Source organism: Pseudoalteromonas sp. AOP7-A1-14 (assembly GCF_052376275.1).
Lineage (GTDB): Bacteria > Pseudomonadota > Gammaproteobacteria > Enterobacterales > Alteromonadaceae > Pseudoalteromonas.
In genome coordinates this window covers 1-18979 of sequence record NZ_JBQSVO010000010.1, presented here as the reverse complement: position 1 = coordinate 18979, position 18979 = coordinate 1, and the positions used below count along the sequence as shown (strand labels likewise).

Annotated in this window: 17 protein-coding genes; 6 read left to right on the top strand and 11 right to left on the bottom strand. The window is 40.1% G+C overall.

What is annotated here, in order from left to right; all coding sequences use genetic code 11:
* Positions 1 to 71: 71 nt before the first annotated feature.
* Together barA and ACT3RM_RS03225 are read left to right on the top strand one after the other, a co-directional pair.
* Positions 72 to 2843: a two-component sensor histidine kinase BarA gene (barA, locus tag ACT3RM_RS03230; protein ID WP_441835667.1), complete on the top strand. Its 2772-nt coding sequence runs from the start codon at positions 72 to 74 to the stop codon at positions 2841 to 2843.
* Positions 2844 to 3123: 280 nt separating this feature from the next.
* Positions 3124 to 3591, top strand: coding sequence for a YcxB family protein (locus tag ACT3RM_RS03225; RefSeq protein ID WP_441835668.1), 468 nt, complete (start codon positions 3124 to 3126; stop codon positions 3589 to 3591).
* A 35-nt stretch (positions 3592 to 3626) separates the two neighbouring features.
* Here the strand turns inward: ACT3RM_RS03225 and csrA are convergent, their stop codons facing one another.
* The 6 genes from csrA to ACT3RM_RS03195 all read right to left on the bottom strand — a co-directional run bounded on the left by csrA (position 3627) and on the right by ACT3RM_RS03195 (position 9711).
* The gene (gene csrA, locus ACT3RM_RS03220; RefSeq protein ID WP_441835669.1) at positions 3627 to 3818 is read right to left on the bottom strand and encodes a carbon storage regulator CsrA; all 192 of its coding nucleotides are present in this window, start codon (positions 3816 to 3818) and stop codon (positions 3627 to 3629) included.
* A gap of 89 nt (positions 3819 to 3907) precedes the next feature.
* Positions 3908 to 5125 (bottom strand): aspartate kinase, encoded by a 1218-nt coding sequence (locus ACT3RM_RS03215; RefSeq protein WP_441835670.1) that lies wholly within the window; start codon positions 5123 to 5125, stop codon positions 3908 to 3910.
* 6 nt (positions 5126 to 5131) lie between these two features.
* A complete protein-coding gene (alaS, locus tag ACT3RM_RS03210; RefSeq protein ID WP_441835671.1) occupies positions 5132 to 7732 on the bottom strand; it encodes an alanine--tRNA ligase in 2601 nt (866 codons plus the stop codon).
* Positions 7733 to 7753: 21 nt separating this feature from the next.
* Positions 7754 to 8206, bottom strand: coding sequence for a regulatory protein RecX (locus ACT3RM_RS03205; RefSeq protein WP_441835672.1), 453 nt, complete (start codon positions 8204 to 8206; stop codon positions 7754 to 7756).
* An 11-nt stretch (positions 8207 to 8217) separates the two neighbouring features.
* On the bottom strand, positions 8218 to 9009 hold the full coding sequence (locus ACT3RM_RS03200) for a BPSS1780 family membrane protein (RefSeq protein WP_441992900.1): 792 nt from the start codon (positions 9007 to 9009) through the stop codon (positions 8218 to 8220).
* A gap of 78 nt (positions 9010 to 9087) precedes the next feature.
* Complete coding sequence (locus tag ACT3RM_RS03195) at positions 9088 to 9711, bottom strand: GTP cyclohydrolase II (RefSeq protein ID WP_441836069.1); 624 nt, start codon at positions 9709 to 9711, stop codon at positions 9088 to 9090.
* Between the two features lie 273 nt (positions 9712 to 9984).
* Between ACT3RM_RS03195 and ACT3RM_RS03190 the strand changes: the two genes are divergently transcribed.
* Complete coding sequence (locus ACT3RM_RS03190; RefSeq protein ID WP_441836068.1) at positions 9985 to 11043, top strand: energy transducer TonB; 1059 nt, start codon at positions 9985 to 9987, stop codon at positions 11041 to 11043.
* A 34-nt stretch (positions 11044 to 11077) separates the two neighbouring features.
* On the opposite strand, the gene ACT3RM_RS03185 is transcribed toward ACT3RM_RS03190, so the two are convergent.
* The 5 genes from ACT3RM_RS03185 to ACT3RM_RS03165 all read right to left on the bottom strand — a co-directional run bounded on the left by ACT3RM_RS03185 (position 11078) and on the right by ACT3RM_RS03165 (position 15031).
* Positions 11078 to 11527, bottom strand: coding sequence for a low molecular weight protein-tyrosine-phosphatase (locus ACT3RM_RS03185; protein ID WP_441836067.1), 450 nt, complete (start codon positions 11525 to 11527; stop codon positions 11078 to 11080).
* 3 nt (positions 11528 to 11530) lie between these two features.
* Complete coding sequence (locus ACT3RM_RS03180; protein WP_441836066.1) at positions 11531 to 11965, bottom strand: tetratricopeptide repeat protein; 435 nt, start codon at positions 11963 to 11965, stop codon at positions 11531 to 11533.
* A gap of 360 nt (positions 11966 to 12325) precedes the next feature.
* The gene (locus tag ACT3RM_RS03175; protein ID WP_441836065.1) at positions 12326 to 12544 is read right to left on the bottom strand and encodes a TIGR02450 family Trp-rich protein; all 219 of its coding nucleotides are present in this window, start codon (positions 12542 to 12544) and stop codon (positions 12326 to 12328) included.
* A 79-nt stretch (positions 12545 to 12623) separates the two neighbouring features.
* Positions 12624 to 13130 (bottom strand): DUF3087 domain-containing protein, encoded by a 507-nt coding sequence (locus tag ACT3RM_RS03170; protein ID WP_441836064.1) that lies wholly within the window; start codon positions 13128 to 13130, stop codon positions 12624 to 12626.
* Positions 13131 to 13285: 155 nt separating this feature from the next.
* Positions 13286 to 15031, bottom strand: a complete 1746-nt coding sequence (locus ACT3RM_RS03165) for a potassium/proton antiporter (protein WP_441836063.1) — start codon at positions 15029 to 15031, stop codon at positions 13286 to 13288.
* A gap of 737 nt (positions 15032 to 15768) precedes the next feature.
* Here ACT3RM_RS03165 and ACT3RM_RS03160 point away from each other — a divergent pair.
* The 3 genes from ACT3RM_RS03160 to ACT3RM_RS03150 are packed head-to-tail and all read left to right on the top strand — an operon-like array spanning position 15769 to position 18823.
* Positions 15769 to 16206, top strand: a complete 438-nt coding sequence (locus tag ACT3RM_RS03160; RefSeq protein WP_441836062.1) for a MerR family transcriptional regulator — start codon at positions 15769 to 15771, stop codon at positions 16204 to 16206.
* Positions 16203 to 18446, top strand: coding sequence for a heavy metal translocating P-type ATPase (locus ACT3RM_RS03155; protein WP_441836061.1), 2244 nt, complete (start codon positions 16203 to 16205; stop codon positions 18444 to 18446). Before ACT3RM_RS03160 ends, ACT3RM_RS03155 begins: the two co-directional genes overlap by 4 nt.
* 23 nt (positions 18447 to 18469) lie before the next feature.
* Positions 18470 to 18823 (top strand): cupredoxin domain-containing protein, encoded by a 354-nt coding sequence (locus tag ACT3RM_RS03150; RefSeq protein WP_441836060.1) that lies wholly within the window; start codon positions 18470 to 18472, stop codon positions 18821 to 18823.
* The last annotated feature ends 156 nt before the right edge of the window (positions 18824 to 18979 follow it).

Here is an 18979-nt window from a genome sequence, read left to right as displayed (position 1 = left end):
TGATAACATTGATTACTTGGATATAAGTATATACTCTTTAACCATATAAATAATGATAACAATGCCTAATTATGACTAAACTTGGTTTGCGCGATTCTGTGTTAGCGCTGACATTAATTCCTACCGTACTAATCGGGCTGCTATTAGGCAGCTATTTTACTATAAATCGTTATATAGAGCTCGATGAAATTTTATATCAGCACGGTACAACCATCTCAGAGCCACTGGCCATTGCCATAGAGCAACCACTACTTATTAAAGATAAACAACTACTTAATAGTTTAATTAGCCATACCCACAATAAACATTCGCCCGCTATTAAGTCGATCACGATTTTTGACCAAAACAATAAACTGTTATTAACCAGTAACTACCATCGCGATTTTGATGACTTGTTGCATTCAAAAAAGCTTCAACAATTACAAATGACCAAGGTCATTGAAAGTGAGGACTTAATAACCTTTTTTACACCTGTTATTAATCATTCAACTACCGACACCCAATGGGGAAGTGACAGCTTTCAAACTTCAATAGGTACACTAGTCATACAGCTTAATAAAAACCAAGCCATTATTAATCAACAGCGGGCGCTTTTAGTGAGTGGTATTGTGATTGTTTTTGCATTGGTATTTGCCGTTTTACTGGCTATAAAACTGAGCCGAATGTTTATCTACCCACTTAATAAGCTAGTACTTGCTACCGATAAATTGATAGAAGGTAAAAGAGAAACCGGTCTAAGCGAGCCGATGATAGGAGAGTTTGATTTATTACGCCAAGGCTTAAACACCATTTCTGATTCAATGGTGATGCAAAAAGATGAAATGCAAAAGCAAATTGATTTGGCTACCAGTGATTACCGCGAAACGCTAGAGCAATATGAAACATCTAATATTCAACTTAACTTTGCCAAAAAAGAGGCCCAAGACGCTAACCGGGTTAAGTCTGACTTTTTAGCCAAGATGAGTCACGAACTGCGTACTCCCCTCAATGGTGTCATTGGCTTTACTCGTCAGCTACATAAAACTCCGCTTAATAAGCATCAAAAGGATTACTTAGATACTATTGAGCTATCAGCCAATAGCTTAATGACCATTATCAGTGACATTTTAGATTTTTCTAAACTTGAAGCCGGTGCTATGGAACTTGAATCTATTCAATTTCAATTACGTGACACCATCAATGAAGTACTGACTTTACTAGCACCAAGCGCCGATGATAAAAATTTAGAATTGTCGATTTATATCAACTCCCACGTGCCCGACCACTTAACCGGTGATCCGACTCGCTTTAAACAAGTACTGATAAACCTAATTAGTAATGCCATTAAATTTACTGAAAAAGGCGCCATTAAAATTGATATTAGCCATCGCTTATTAGACGAAGAGCGTGTTTCAATCTTAGTCTCCGTCACTGACACGGGTGTTGGTATTCCGATGGACAAACAAGACACGCTATTTACACCGTTTGGCCAAGCTGATTCGAGTATTACTCGTAAGTTTGGAGGCACTGGTCTTGGCCTAATTATTACCAAACATATTGTCGAGGCGATGAATGGTCACATCACCTTAAACTCAGCACCCGGAAATGGTACTTGTTTTACTTTTAATGGCGTATTTAGGTTGCCTAATCATAAATTCACTAGCGATCTCCCCAGTAAATCATTAGCAAATAAACGTATTTTATATCTTGAACCCCATGAGCATACCCATCACGCTGTTGTTGAACTTCTTGGCGATTGGGACACTAAAGTTACAGCGTGCTTTAACGAAAAAGCCTTTTTTAACGAGCTTAAGAACGACTTTAATTATGACATTTGCTTAATTGGTCACGTGGCTTCGGTCGATGAAATGCAGCGCATTAAAAGCTATGTTAAAGCCGTGCGCGGCTCGACCGATTACCTGTACTTAATGCTTAACACTGTTTCGCATAATATGCGTGAGGCTTATATTGGCAGTGGCGTTGATGCTTGTTTGAGTAAACCGTTAAACCACCGTAAATTATGTGAAATACTCGCAGCGCCTTATCGCCTCGATCACCCTGTGCATAATATCGAACAAGGAGGTGATAAATTATTACCCCTTAAAGCATTAGTGGTTGATGATAACGATGCAAACTTAAAACTTATCTGTACGCTATTAAACGAACAAATAGAGTTTATTGACACCGCTCACAATGGCTCCCAGGCTTATAGCTTAAGTAAAAGCCATAAGTACGACATAATATTTATGGATATACAAATGCCCATTATGGATGGCATTACAGCCTGTAAACTGATTAAAGAATCATCACTAAATGAAGACACACCAATCATAGCAGTCACTGCTCATGCCTTAGCCGGTGAAAAAGAACAACTGCTTAAAGATGGCTTTAAAGGTTACCTAACAAAACCCATTGATGAAGACATGCTTAAGCAAACCATTTGCGATCATAGTCCGCAGTTACCTGTTAGACGAGATAAAAATAAGCCTGAGCAACCTGCTTTTGAGCCACCATTTAAGAGCACTCGACTGGATTGGTCATTAGCGCTACAACGCGCAGGCGGCAAACATGAGCTAGCTATTGAAATGCTCAACATGCTACTGCTCAGTGTACCTGAAACTCTGCGACTGCTTAATACGGCAATAAAAAAACAAGATTGCGAACACGTACTCAATATTATTCATAAATTTCATGGTGCTTGTTGCTACACGGGCGTACCCAAATTGAAGTCTCTGGCCGAAACACTTGAAACAGCACTTAAGAATAACTGCGAGTTAAGCCATGTCGAACCTGAATTGTTTGAATTACAAGACGAGCTTGAGAACTTAATGCTTGATGCCGGTATTAACGACGCAAACGTATAAGCGAAAGCCCTGTTACCTCGGCAGTAATGTCAGTTTAACGCGCTTTTCTCTGGGGTTTTAGCATTTAAAATTTAGTGATATCACTGGCTAATTAACCTCTTGGGACATTAAAAAAGCACTACTGGTAAGTAATGCCACTACACCTAGCATAGTTATGACTCTTAATGCCCAGTTTAAAATATAATCTTTCGCGATTACGCTAAATGAATACCAAAAACAACGGCTATTTTGTCATTACCTTGCTAAAATAAGCACCATACTAAAAACTCTCAGAGTGGCTATGTTATTTACTGCAACTTATACCCTGGATAAACCTTATTTTTACGAGTGTTTTGATGAGTCATTAGCTTATAGTACCCAAGCTAAACCCAAATACCTTTTATTAGTACTATTAACGATACTGGGTTTGGTTAGCTTTTATGTATTGAATAGACATTACCTTGGTAGCTTTATGATCATGATGGCGGTTTTAGAGTGCGTCGCATTTTACTATCGCAGACCATGGTGGGTAACACGTCAAATGCTTAGCCGTGCTTCTGGTTCTGATGTTGAACTAGTAATAAATGATGTTGGCATCACAGCTAGCAATCCATATAAAAGCTATCAGCTTAATTGGCAACAAGTTGATGAAGTTATTGAAACACATCAAGGGCTATTACTTAAAAATAAACGCGGCATGCAATATATTTCAAAGCAAATATTAACTGATGAGGTTATTTTTTTCATAAAAAAAGCGCCACAACTGTGACGCTTTCTATTTATCTTTAAAATAAAAATAGTTAATTAAGCATTGCCCGGATCTGGGTTAGACTTTTCAGCTTGGATACGCATATAAATCTCTTCGCGATGTACAGATACATCTTTTGGTGCATTAACACCGATACGAACTTGATTTCCCTTTACGCCTAATACTGTAACCGTGACTTCATCACCAATCATTAGGGTCTCACCTACTCGACGAGTTAGTATTAGCATTCTCTTGCTCCCATGTTCCAATAAATTAAAAGATTCCGCGTTCACATATTAAATAAAATTAGCCTTAAAAGTAAGTAAAAACTCCAATTCTATTCATTTTCTGTTAAAAAAACTTTGTGCAATGCACGTACTGCCAACTCTAAGTATTTTTCATCTATTAATACAGAAATTTTTATCTCTGATGTAGACACCAATAATACATTAATATTTTCTTGTGCAAGGGCTTCAAAAAACAAACTCGCCACACCTGAGTGTGACTTCATACCCACACCAACGGCCGATACTTTCGCAACTGAATTATTGCCTAAAATACCTTCACTCTCTATATAATGGTGATTACTGTTAAGTACTTCAAGTGCGGCTTCAAAATCAATAGTGTGCACTGTTAAAGCATAATCTACTTTTCCAAACTTCTGATTAACTTGATTAATCATATCTATTTCGATGCCATTATCAGCAAAAAGTTTCAATATAATCGCTAAATTTGCAGTGCCTTGCGGTACATTATTTATTTGGAGCAAGCTTTCATCGCGGTTAAAGGCAATCCCTGAGACAATATTGGTTTTCATATTACTTTCTTCAAAACTTATCAAGGTTCCTTCGTCTGGTGCAAAGCTTGAAAGCACGCGTAAAGGCAAGTTATATTTACCCGCAGCTTCAACTGAGCGAATATGTAATACCTTTGCACCCAAACTTGCCATTTCAAGCATTTCTTCAAAGGTAACATGGCTCATGCGCCGTGCTTTTGGTTCAATACGCGGATCAGTGGTGTATACACCATCTACATCGGTATAAATTTGGCATTCATCAGCGCCGATAGCGCCGGCAATTTCAACCGCAGAAGTATCAGTACCACCACGGCCTAACGTAGTAATATTACCTTCGATATCACGGCCTTGAAAGCCCGCTATTATGGCAATACGGTTATGTTCTAGTTCATGTTTTAAACGCGTTGCAGCAATTTCTTCTACTCGCGCTTTACCAAACATATTATCAGTGCGAATGTTTACTTGATCGGCTAATAAACTCACTGCGGAATGTCCACGCTTTATAATCGCCATGGCAAGCAATGAAACAGAAACCTGCTCACCGGCTGTAAGTAAAACATCTAGTTCACGAGCACTCGGCCGAGCATCTATTTGTTTGGCAAGGCTCATTAGTCGATTCGTTTCACCCGACATAGCCGACAACACCACCACGACTTGGTGACTTTGTTGCCTGGTTTTAATAACCAAATCGGCGACCGCCTCAATGCGCTCTGTTGAACCCACCGAGGTGCCGCCGAATTTTTGTACTATAAGCGCCACTTAAGTTTAAGTACGCTCAGTAAACCACGAAGTGACGCTATCAAGTGCTGCGGCGAGGTTTTCTGGCTCAGAGCCACCAGCTTGCGCCATATCAGGACGTCCGCCACCTTTACCACCTACTTGTGATGCCATATGATTGACCAGTTCACCAGCTTTTACTTTGCCAGTTAAATCTTTAGTTACACCCGCAATTAAACTAACTTTATCGCCGCTGGCAACACCGAGCGCGATAACACCTGAGCCAATCTTATTTTTGAGGTCATCAACCATACCACGTAATGCTTTAGGTTCAGTGCCTTCGACGTTTGCAACCAATAGCTTAATACCATTGATTTCAACTACGTTATCAAGCAAAGAAGCTCCTGCTGCGCTGGCTAGTTTGTCATTAAGCTGCGCAATTTGCTTTTCAAAGCCTTTTGATTTTTCAAGCAATGCGCTGACTTTTTCAAGTACAGAAACGTTATCACCTTTTACCAATGCCGCCACTTTACTTAGCTGCTGCTCCTGCTCACTAATATAGGCTATTGCATCACCGCCAGTTACCGCCTCAATACGGCGTACACCCGCAGCAATACCACTTTCTGATACTATTTTAAATAAGCCAATATCTCCGGTGCGCTCAACGTGAGTACCACCACAAAGTTCGATAGAATAATCACCAATGGTTACGACGCGCACTTCGTCATCGTATTTTTCACCAAATAGTGCCATCGCCCCTTTTGCTTTGGCGTCATCAATTGCCATTAACTCAGTATTAAGTGCAAAGTTACGACGCACTTCATCATTAACCGCAGCTTCAATTTGGCGCAGTTCATCTTTAGTTACGGCTTCAAAGTGTGAGAAGTCAAAACGCATGCGATCTGGCTCTACCAATGAACCTTTTTGATTCACATGCTCACCTAATATTTTGCGCAGCGCTTCATGTAAAATATGGGTTGCGGTATGGTTTTTCTTAATTCGGTCGCGGCGGGCGCCATCAATGTTAGCATCGACTTTGTCGTTAGTACCAATGCGCCCTTGTACTTGCCCATGATGCGCAAATGCACTGCCTAGTTTAGTAGTATTTGTTACGACAAACTCACCGCCTGCTACTTTTAAGCTACCCGTATCGCCAGTTTGACCGCCCGACTCTGCATAAAATGGTGTACGGTCTAAAATCACAATACCTTGCTGACCATCTTCGAGCGCAGACACCGCTTGGCCATCGGCAAATAGCTCAATTACAGTACCGGTGTGATGTTCGCTATCGTAGCCTTTAAAATCAGTATGCTTGTCTGACTTTAACTGTTGATTGTAATCGGCACCAAACTTACCCGCTTGCTGGGCTGTTTTGCGTTGTACAGCCATACACTCTTCAAAGCCTTGCTCGTCAATACTCATACAGCGTTCACGAGCTACATCGGCTGTTAAATCAGCAGGGAAACCATACGTATCGTAAAGCTTAAACACTAAGTCTCCGGGGATCACATCACCGCTTAATTCATTTAAGCTTTCTTCTAAAATAGCTAAACCACGTTCAAGCGTTTTACCAAACTGCTCCTCTTCGATACGTAGTACTTTTTCAATGATCTCTTGCTGCTTAGCAAGCTCTGGGTAGGCTTGGCCCATTTGTTCAATTAATGCCGCAACCAGCTTGTAGAAAAACGCACCCTGCGCACCTAATTTATTACCATGGCGCACAGCGCGACGAATAATGCGACGCAACACATAACCACGCCCTTCGTTTGAAGGCATTACGCCATCAGATATTAAAAACGCACACGAACGAATATGATCAGCCACTACACGTAATGACTTGTCATCTAAATCTTGGGCATTGGTGATCTGTGCCGCAGCTTTAATTAGTGCCTGAAATAAGTCAATTTCATAGTTTGAGTGTACTCCCTGTAAAATAGCAGAAATACGTTCAAGGCCCATACCAGTATCAACTGACTGCTTAGGAAGAGGCTCCATTTCACCATCTCCATGGCGGTTGTATTGCATGAAGACAAGATTCCAAATTTCAATGAAACGGTCGCCGTCTTCTTCTGGCGTTCCCGGAGGCCCCCCCCAAATATCTTCACCGTGATCGTAAAATATTTCTGAGCACGGCCCGCATGGGCCTGTATCACCCATCGACCAAAAATTATCAGCCGTTGCAATACGAATAATACGATCTTCAGCAATACCTACATCATTAGCCCAAATATCAAAAGCTTCTTCATCATCATGGTAAATAGTAACGAGTAACTTTTCTTTAGGCAGGTTTACTTGCTCAGTTAAAAACTCCCAAGCAAACTTAATCGCTTCACGCTTAAAGTAATCACCAAAACTAAAGTTACCTAGCATTTCAAAAAAGGTATGGTGACGTGCAGTGTAACCTACGTTTTCTAAATCATTGTGCTTACCACCGGCACGGACACAGCGTTGTGAGCTGGTTGCACGATTATAAGGACGACTTTCGCCGCCTAAAAATACATCTTTAAATTGCACCATACCGGCATTATTAAATAATAAAGTGGCATCGTTCCCCGGAATAAGCGAACTTGATGGAACAATTTGGTGTTGTTTATTGGCAAAAAAGTCTAAAAATTGTTGCCTGATCTGTGCGGTAGTTATTTGTTGCATGTGAAAGTCTCACCCGTTTTTTTACTGTGCTTGCATTGCAAAATCGATTTGTTCGTAACTAAAACCTCGGTACATCAAGTAGCGTACGCGCCTTGTTTTTTCTTTGTAGTCGAAGTCTGTCTGTGTTGTTGAATATTTTTTATTGTACGCTTCCTGCGCAAGTTCAAACCAGTCAACTTCTTGGTTTTCAATTACCTGCTCAAGCAAGTAAGTATCAATCCCTTTGCCCACCGCTTCGCTTTTAATACGCTTTAAACCATGGTATTTGGCTAGGTGGCGGCGAACAAACCCTTCACAATAACGTTGCTCATTAATAAAATTGTGCTCTTCGCACCAATCTAATAAGCTTTCGATAAATTCGGGGGTTGCCTCTTTACTCTTAAGCTTTGTGGTGAGCTCTCTGCGCGAATAATCTTGGCGACCTAGCAACCACAAAACATAATTTTTTAATTTCTTTTTTAGTGCATCATCCATTTAATAAACCATTAAGCGTCAAAGCGGCCTGATTGATTATCGTCATTGTCACTGGTACTGTTTTCTTCTGGTGCAGCAGGTACAAGCGGCATAAAAATAGCCTGATACGATACAAAAAAGCTAATGTAGCAAATTGGCATTAAAATCAACAGCGGCAAGAACGACAAGAACATCGACAACACCATAAAAAATGCACATATTGCACCATATACACTAAGCGCACCTATATTATGATAAAACACCATAAATGAACTCTTTAAAACTTCAAAGATACGCTTTTGCTGATTAAAGTAAATCAGCGGTACAGCATAGGCAAACGCAGTTAAATAGATACTTAACGCAATTAAAAACAGCACAACATTAGCCATGGATATGGACGCTAGCATTTGTTCAAGCGCGACATTTGGGTCAATATCTTGCTGGGTCATAATCGCAACAGCATCAGCAAATAAACCGTTAGCCAATAAAGCCATTAAAACCCCTGCCGCCATTTGATAAAGCCCTAAACGCAATAAACCGACGCGATTTCCTTTATTTGAAAACGGCTTTAGAATATCGGCCAGCATAATTTTTCCGCCCTGCTGTTTGGTAATCACTGCTTGGTAAAAGCCCGCAGTTAAAAATGGCGTAGCAAGTGCTGCGACAATTTGCAGCAACGGTAAAAATAATGAAATTAATCCGATGATGCCGATAAATAAATGCATAAAAATAAAGGTAAGTGGCTGAGTTTTAAAAATAAGCCACCCTGCTTTAAACCATTTCAAGCCTGCATCGGCCTTAAATACCCGTAACTCAATTGACATAATTGCTCTTAACTTAACGACGAAACACGCCGAGTATAACTCGGCGTGGATTGGGATTACATAGACAAGCGCTGAAAATTAAGGTTTTTTAATCTTCTTAATATCTAACATGTGCGCACCATGTTTAATTTTTGTTTCTAAATAAGCACGATTACCGACTAACCCCGCTTTAATATGGGCATGCGTGCCCACCACGGTATCAACCTCAATACCTGCGTCACGCAGTGCATTAAGCTTGTTAGGGTTATTAGTCATTAATTTTACGTGATTCAAGCCAAGCGCCTCAAGCATGAGTACCCCATCAGAAAAATCACGTAAATCATCAGCAAAGCCTAAATGGTTATTTGCTTCATATGTATTCATACCCTGAGATTGCAATACATAGGCATCAATCTTGTTATATAAACCGATACCACGCCCTTCTTGCCGTAAATACAACAGCACTCCGCCTTGTTCATGCATAGCTTCAACGGATTCATTAAGTTGCTCGCCACAATCACAGCGCGAAGAATGAAACACATCACCCGTTAAACACTCTGAATGCATGCGAATTAGCGGCACAGTTTGCATTGTATCAGCTTGGTTGAACACAAAGGCAACATGCTCTTGACCATCGTTTAAACCGCTAAAAGAAACAATTTCTGCGGGAATATCACTGTTTTTGCCAACGTTTAGCTGGACTCTAGCTCTTACTTCTGCCACGAAAAATCCAAATTTGAAAATAAATGCGATAACTTAATTGTGATAGTATCACAACATGAAACTTAATGAACTTTCATCGCAATAGTGAATAACTATATTGAGGTAGTTACCGATAATTCAAGCATTATAACCCATAGAGATAAGCCTGAATATTGAATTTAGTTTAACTTATAATAATTTGAGAGGTTAGCCTCAAAAGGTGACAACTATGTCCCCCTTTTCTAATCTCAAAACCTGATAATAATAAGGAATATTATGAAAGCCTCTATTTGAATGCTTTGCCTTGGTCTTACCTATAGTGCGACAACATTTGCTGACGAAAACTTGCAAGCACAATTTAAAACCGCTTATCAGAGCTACTTAACAGCTCAAAACGCGCCTGAAGGGGCTAAAGCGCAAGCAAAGCAAGCCTATCAACGCGGTAAAAAATTATTTGGTGTGCAAGCAGATAACACTGCAAATTTAGCGGTTAATTACGCTAATGAAATGGGTACTTATGATAATAAAATTATCGAGCAACGCTTTGCTTTATATAAGCAAGCTTACACCGTACTTGTTGCTAACCATAATGAAAGTGATTTAATAGTTATGGATGCCTTGCTTGGCATGGCCGAAACTGCGCCATCTGCGTATAAGTCTAATAATTACTTTAAAGAGCTTATTGATATTGCGGAACAAAATGAAAATCCTAAATTAGCTATGGATATGAAGTTTGCAGCGGCGCAACACCTAGCTCGAAATCACACCGCTGAACGATTTATAACCGCCCGAAACTATTTAGAAGCAGATGAATACTATCAAGCTAATTTGCCTGAAAATGAGATTGAGCGTGTTAAAGCTAACTTTTTAGTCGCAGCCTTTGCTGAAGGACGAAAAGATTATGATGAAGCTATCTTAAGGCTCAATAAAGTAGTGGCTGTTTTTGACCAAGCACTTGAGTTTGATCACAGCACCGAACTCGCCGCTCATTCTAAACTAGTGGCGCTTTATGAACGTACCGGCAAAGGTGACGAGGCTACCAAGCACTGTATTGCTATTGCTAAAATGGTGCCGTGGCAAGAAAGCCAAGAGCAAACCCCACTTTATCGCCAAAACCCTGAATACCCAATGAGCAAAGTAAAACAACGCAGAGGTGGCTCAGTACAGATGGAGTTTGATGTAACCAAAAGCGGCTTTGTTGAAAACATAAAAGTGCTAAATTCTGAGGGCGGCAGCGTATTTGAACGAGAAGCCGTGGATGCTATGAAAAAATGGCGTTATGCACCTAAGTTTGAAAATGGTCAAGCCGTGGTTGCCACCAGCCAAGTTAAATTAGATTTTAAAATCAATTAGTAAACCCTGCTGTAAGTAGCCCAAAAGGGGTTATTTACAGCTTTTTTAATAGCTCATCACTGGCACTCTCGATTAAATCGAGCACCAGTTCAAAGCCATCGCCTTCACCGTAATAGGGATCAGGAACTTCATCCGTACTGCTATTAGCATAACTTAAAAACAACCCTAACTTATCGTGTAAGTTCTCAGGGCAACGCGCCTTTAAATCGGCTAGGTTTTGTTTGTCTGCAGCGAGTATTAAATCAAAATAACTAAAGTCATCATCAATTACTTTACGCGACGTGATCCCTGCAAAATCATAACCTCGCTTTAACGCGGCTTCTTGCGAACGTTTATCTGGCGGGTTCCCTTGGTGGTAACCAATAGTGCCTGCTGAGTCTATCTCTATGGGTATTCCTTGCTGACTGGCCTTGGCTTTTAATACGGCTTCAGCCGTTGGAGAGCGGCAAATGTTACCCATGCACACAACAAGTATCTTTTTCATGAGTTAGCTCCTTGTTTGTTTACTTTTTAGATCTGCTAACAGTTCATCAATTTCAGCTTTTAGTTCTTTATCAGCAATTTTATTAGCACTTACTTTGGCTTCTTTAAGGCTGGCGATAGCCGCATCTGTTTGGCCAAGTTCAACGTGCATAGTAGCCAGTGAATAACCAATTGATGACATATAGTCTTTAGCGTTAATCGCCGTGGCTTTTACTAGAGCTTTTTCATAAAGCTGAATAGCTTTTGCAAAGTCATCGGTAAAATCAGCAAGTGTTTCCCACTGTACTGGATGGTCTTTATCGGTATTTTCGTTCTCAATACAGATATTTTCTAGCCTGGTGTAAAGCGCATCAAACTGTGTTTGGTTTTTTCGTTGTGCGGCTTCAACAAGATCGCCGGCTAAATTAAGTACGCTTTTGTAAAGCTTAGTATTCAACATTTTTTAAAAAGCCTTTTAAAGTAAAAATATAAGGCCTGTTGACCTTTGCGGATTAAAATTCGTTCAAACTAGGGGAGATTTAATCACGGCGCGAGGTTTGTAACCTAGTGGGCTAAGTAAAAGCCGAGCAAAGCTTACGCGTCCTGCTCACGCCCCTTACCTACATCCATGTAGGCAACAAAGAGTTAATCGCCCCTAGGCAGAACCCTTCGGGCAGCGCCTGTTTGACATTAATGCTGCGTTACCGCCTATTTATGCGAAATAACTACACCACATAGGCGCTGCCTTGCCTAAATACCAAACAGACTACTGCAAATTCAATCTTGAAAGGTCAACAGGCCCTAATAATACCACAGCTTATTATTTCCAGCCTTGTAACCACAAACTTTGCTCTTTTAATTGTTGCCAATCGATAGCTTGCGTGCGCTTAGACATCACAGCCTCAATCTCACAATATAAAACATTACCCTCGTCATCAAGTTCCATATCTGTGATCATGAAGTGTTTTTCTTTATTGATAGGTGTTACGGCCGTCCATTTACTATGTAGGAGCTTTTTGGGCGCTACTTTATTTTTCATCCGCTCTATAAACCTTATAAATAGTAGTTGAATATTTGTACGTTTATAAAACTGATTAAGTTTAGCTAAACAAGCCGCGTTAGTATTGCTTTAAAATAGCTTCATTGTAATCGTCAGCGTTTAAGGTCACATTAAATTTTTCAGCAACACTATCAAGCTCTGCCTGTTTAATAGCTAATTCATCCATGGTGATAGTGTTATCATCAAGCTGCCACAATAACCGTGAGCCCGCATAACTGTAATGAATAGCAAGTAGCGCTTGTGGGTCACCCTCACGCCCGGCTGCTTTTAGCTTAGCCATTTTACGAGTAATTTTATTAAGCGCCTGTTTAAGCTCCCACACATATACAACCTCAGTCATATAATTGTGTGTACGGTATTTATTAAGCGCATACGCAATCATAAGGCTTGTCACTATCACGCCCAACAAATTCCAATGAAAATGACTACCACTTTCATCTGGGAATAACGTAATAAGTGTTTGTGAAATAGCTAAGCTACCAGCTGCTAACGCAAGACCACAGCCAACAATCACGCGATTTAAATGCTTACGATAACGCGATTTATTAATTTCAATCAGTTGCATAATAGCCTAGTAAAATTAAACCTAAATTCAGAGTCGCCATTGTAGCCAATCAGAGCACGCAATGACGAAGCTTTTTAAAAATATTTCACCCTTTTAATTTACCACACCTTTTAGTGGCAAATACCGTATAAATTAATGCATGTTAAGTTATGCATTTATGATTTGAGTTTAAGAATTTTTTTTGGTTGCTTCAAATACTTTAAACCAATGGTAACAATACGTGAATGCACCATAGTTATGACTCTTAATTGAATGTTATCGATAACCACTATAGAGCCTTTGCAAAGCGGTGGTGAAACTTTTTGGTTAATGACCTCTTCCAAGCTAAGCTCTTCTCGCTCATCTATTTTCATATTATAAGAGTAAAATATATCCCCCACCAAAGTAACGCCTTTAACTCTAAGCTCGTTGTGAGCCAAGTGGCTATCTTGATGACTTGTTTTATCCGTTGCAGTAAACACTAAATCTACAAAAGGTCTATTAGCTGGCTTTAAAACAACAAACAAGTGGTCGTTTGGTTTTAACTTAGTTGACCCCCTTGGTGGGATGATTGACGGCCCTCGTGTGATCATAGCCACTACCACACTTTCTGGTAGTGCTGCTCTTGACAATCGACGCCCAGAGGCGCGAGAAACATCACTTAAGGTATATTCCACAATCTCTATATCAATATCATTTAAAGCGGTAATTTCGAGCGTTGCAGCAGCTAAATCAGGCGGTGTTTCAACAAGATTTAATTTATTAGCAAGCCAAGGCATCGTTGAGCCTTGCAATGTTGCTGAAATTAACACCACAAAGAAAACTACATTAAAAATAAGATCAGCCCCCGAAAGGCCAAACAGTAATGGGAATATAGCTAAAATAATCGGCACTGAGCCACGTAGGCCAACCCAAGATACAAAAAAGGTTTCTCGATTATTAAAACCAAATAATTTTAATATAGGTGCAACCGCCAGTGGTCTTGCAACAAAAATTAGTGCAAGTGCAATAAGCAACCCTTCTAACCATACATCAACTAACGATGATGGGTTTATTAGTAATCCTAGTACAACAAACATGGTTATTTGCCCTAACCATGCTAAACCATCATGAAAAAGGAAAATACCGCGTTTATATACAAACTTACTATTACCTAAAATAACACCGGTTATGAATACAGCTAAGAAACCGCTACCACCGAGCGTTGACGAAAGGCCAAAAGATAGTAATCCAAATGCAGTTACCATAACCAAATACAAGCCCGATGCATTTAACTTAATACTATTAACGAACCAAACAGCTAATTTACCCGTTAGCAAACCACAGATAGCGCCCACACCCATTTGCTGAACAAATAAAAGGAGTAACCCCATGCCCATAGGCATCTCATTCATAAGTATTTCTAATAAGCCAACTGTTAGAAAAATAGCCATAGGATCATTTGAGGCACTTTCAATTTCTAGAGTAGACTTAAGCTTTTTATTTAAATGAATGCCCGCACTTCGTAGTAAAGCAAACACCGCTGCGGCATCGGTAGAACCAACGATCGCCCCTAATAAAATACCTTGTAATACAGGAAGTCCTAAAATGTAAGTTGCCACAAGACCAGTGATAATAGCAGTGAATAACACACCCACCGTTGCTAAGGCAGAGGCTGGTTTCCATACTTGTTTAATGGAACTGGTAGGCGTTTGTAACCCCCCATCAAACAAAATAATGGCAAGCGCTAAAGTACCCAGAGCATGTGCAGCCTCTGCATTATTAAATGAAATACCAGCAATACCGTCTTCACCTGCAAGCATCCCCACAAGTAAAAATAGCACTAGCACAGGTAAACCCACACGTGCCGACAACTTACTCGAGATCACCCCAAGTAAAATTAAAATAGCACTAACGAGAATGATATTATCAATTACAAACATACTGTAAATTTATACCCTTATGTGAGTTAAAGTAAGAATTGCCACTCTAAAAAATTTAAAGTCCATGGCATACAATAACCTAAAACATCACCATCCTATTAATTTATTTGTAAATTAAATTCACTTTACCTTTTTTAGAACCAAAAAAGACACAAAGATAAAATCTCAATGCTTAGTTCAACTTAAACATTTAACTTACTGTTTTAAATGTTTAAAACAAAGCTAGTAAGAAAAAATAGTGTAACGTTTTAGCTATGATAGAACAATTCACCACATCGAACGAAAAACCTAGAAAATTAAGGCTGAGTTGGATTTTCTGTAATTGCCTAACCCGTAAAAGTTAAAATTTATATTGGAACTTCAGATCATGGCGGTTACACGGCATTTATGCGCATTATTGCGGTCAAAACCAACCTATAAAGTTTCACTTTTAGTGCAGCGCGAGGTGTTTCTAGGCCTGAAGCTCAAAAGATACAGAACAATTAAGTTTAACACTTAAACATCGCGTAGTGAGGAACACTAAACTACAGTTAATTTGTGCTATAAATCAACACCGAGTTCACGCATATTTCAACAGTAACTGCAAAGTTACTACTGCATTCTTAATGCTATGAGTAAATGATGAAATTTTATATATAAATCAAAAATAACAAAAGTATTCATTTTAAAATAGTGGTTGACCTATGTGTTGCTCATAGGTTTATTATATCACCATTAAATAACGATGGAGTTAGGTTATGTACGTAAAACAATTAGCTAAAACCATGAAAGTGACCCAAGATACTGTGCGCCATTATACCCGTGTAAAGTTACTTAACCCAATTCGTAGCGAAAGTAATGGTTATCAAATATATACCACAGACGACCAACAACGTTTAAAATTTATTATAAGTGCGCGTCAACTTGGTTTCTCTATTAAAGATATTCAACAAATAGTTGCAGAGTCGGAACAAGGCAATTGCCCGTGCCCACTCACTCGTAAAATAATAACCAAGCGGCTCGCAGAAACAGAGCAGCTATTCCAAGAAACACTCAAACTAAGAACCCGCATGCAAGCCGCTGCAAAACAATGGCAAAACTCAGACAATGCTGTAGCTAGTGCGGATGTATGCAGCTTAATTGAAACCTTTATTGATCCCCTTAACGAACAAGTTAATACCGAGGAAGCAAAATGAGTCATAGTAAAGACACAGTGCAAAATTTTATGATTGAAGGCGCTAACTGCGGCAGCTGCGTTGCTAAAATTGAAAAAGCCCTTGGAGCTGTGGAAGGTGCGCAACATGTTGAAATGAATTTTGCTGATCGTACTGTTCAAGTTGAGGGTAATACAGCTTCAGATCAACTTATACAAGCGGTCGAGGCTATAGGCTATAAAGCTAAGCCAATCAATAGCGAGTCGGAGCAAGACGCCCTTGATGAAAAAGCCGAAGCCGATAACGCGCATTACAAAAAGCTAATGCGTAACATGGTATTAGCCTTAGGCGTAGGTGTACCTCTTATGCTTTATGGACTTATTTTTGATATGAGTGTAACAACCCATGTCCAGCGTATTGGTTGGTTTATTGTCGGCATAGTTACCTTAGCGGTGATGACCGTTGCAGGTAAACAGTTTTATAACGGAGCGTGGCAGTCTTTTAAAAATCACACCGCAAATATGGACACCCTCATCGCCTTAGGCACAGGGACTGCTTGGTTATACTCTATGGTAGTTGTTATTGCACCAAGTATATTACCCGAGGTCGCTAGACACGTTTATTTTGAAGCCTCAGCGATGATCATTGGCTTAATAAGTCTAGGTCTGGCCTTTGAAGTAAAAGCCAGAGGGCGTACTTCCGAGGCTATAAAACGCTTAATTGGCTTACAACCCAAAACAGCTCGTGTTGTTCGAGATAACCAAGAACAAGATGTTGATATTAGTGAGGTATTAAAAAATGATACCGTGCGTGTCCGCCCCGGTGAAAAAATATCAGTAGATGGTGAAGTACTCGAAGGCAGTAGCACTGTTGATGAATCAATGCTCACTGGCGAGCCAATGCCCATAAACAAAAGCGAAGGCGACACCGTCGTGGCCGGGAGTATTAATAAAAGTGGCACATTGTTATTCAAAGCCACACATATTGGCAGCGAAACCACTCTCGCCAATATTATTAATATGGTAAAACGCGCGCAAAACTCTAAACCTTCAATAGGCCGTTTAGCTGATGTGATATCAAGCGTATTTGTCCCTACCGTAATGATTATCGCAGTGTTAGCTGGTCTTGCTTGGTTAAACTTTGGCCCGGAACCCACTATCGCTTATGCGGTTGTGGCCGTTACCACAGTACTTATTATTGCCTGCCCTTGCGCATTGGGTTTAGCAACGCCTATGTCAATAATGGTAGGTATTGGTAAAGCCGCAGAGTCGGGCATACTTATTCGTAATGGTGAAGCGCTGCAAACAACCTCTAAAATAACGACTATGATTTTAGACAAAACAGGTACCATCACCCAAGGTCAGCCAACCGTTACCGATGTAATTAATTTTCATAACAGCGATAAAGCAGAGACCTTAAAGCTTGCCGCTAGCCTTGAAGGAGGTTCTGAACACCCCTTAGCTGAAGCCATTGTTAATTATGCTAAAAACAATGATATAGCGCTTGAAAAAGTCACAGACTTTGAAGCCATAACCGGCCAAGGTGTCATCGGTAAATTTGATGGAAAAACCCTATTGCTTGGCAACGAAGCGCTAATGAGCCAGCACAATATCAATATCAAAGAAGCGCAAGCACAAGCTAAGGAATTAGCCAACGCCGCTAAAACGCCTATGTACTTCGCAACAGATACACAGCTGCAAGCAATTATAGCCGTGGCTGATCCCATCAAAGAAGATTCAGAAAAAGCAATTAAGCGACTGAAAAGCAAAGGTATACGCATTGTTATGCTCACGGGTGATAACCAAGTAACCGCACAAGCAGTGGCAAAAAAAGTGGGCGTTGATGACTTTATAGCAGAGGTTATGCCTGATGATAAAGCCAGCGAAGTCACCAAACACCAGGCCAAAGGTGAAATAGTAGGGATGACCGGCGATGGTATAAATGATGCCCCCGCACTGGCGCAAGCCGACGTTGGTTTTGCCATTGGCACCGGTACTGATGTCGCCATTGAAAGTGCAGATATAACGTTAATGCGTGGCTCATTGCATGGCCTTAGCGATGCAATTGCTGTCAGTAATGCCACCATAGTAAACATCAAACAAAACTTATTTGGAGCATTTATTTATAACGTGGCCGGTATTCCGCTTGCTGCAGGGCTGTTATACCCATTTTTTGGTATTTTACTAAATCCAGTTGTAGCGGGAGCTGCCATGGCAATGTCATCACTTACCGTAGTAAGTAATGCAAACCGCTTACGCTTTTTTAAACCCAGTAAATCGTAATTTTATAGGTAGGAGTAATCACTATGCTGATGATTAATATACTAGGCGCCTTGTTAATAGCCGCAATTATTTACTGGTTTTGGTTATATAAGCCTCAACAAGTACAAAGCACTAATAATAAAATAACCATAACGGTAAATAACGGCGTTTATTCGCCTGCACACATTAAAGTGGCTGCTAATAAAGAAGTAGAGCTGACTTTTAATAGACTAGACGGCACTCCGTGTGCCGAAACGGTTATATTTCCAGCACTCGATATAAGTAAAACGCTGGCCATGAATGAAAATAACACCGTAAAACTACCCGCACTTCAAGCGGGGGAGTACGCTTTTCATTGCCAAATGCAAATGTACAAAGGCACTTTATTAGTATCATAAAGTGAAACAACACTAAAAATAAAAGTGGCTTGGCGTGTAAAAGTAAGCTTAAGGGACGCGATATGAATCAATTAAACCTGATTAAAAATAGCAGCCAAAGGAAAGAGTTAAGCTTTGTTTTCACATATCAAAGTTTGTAGTAAAAGCTGCTGATAC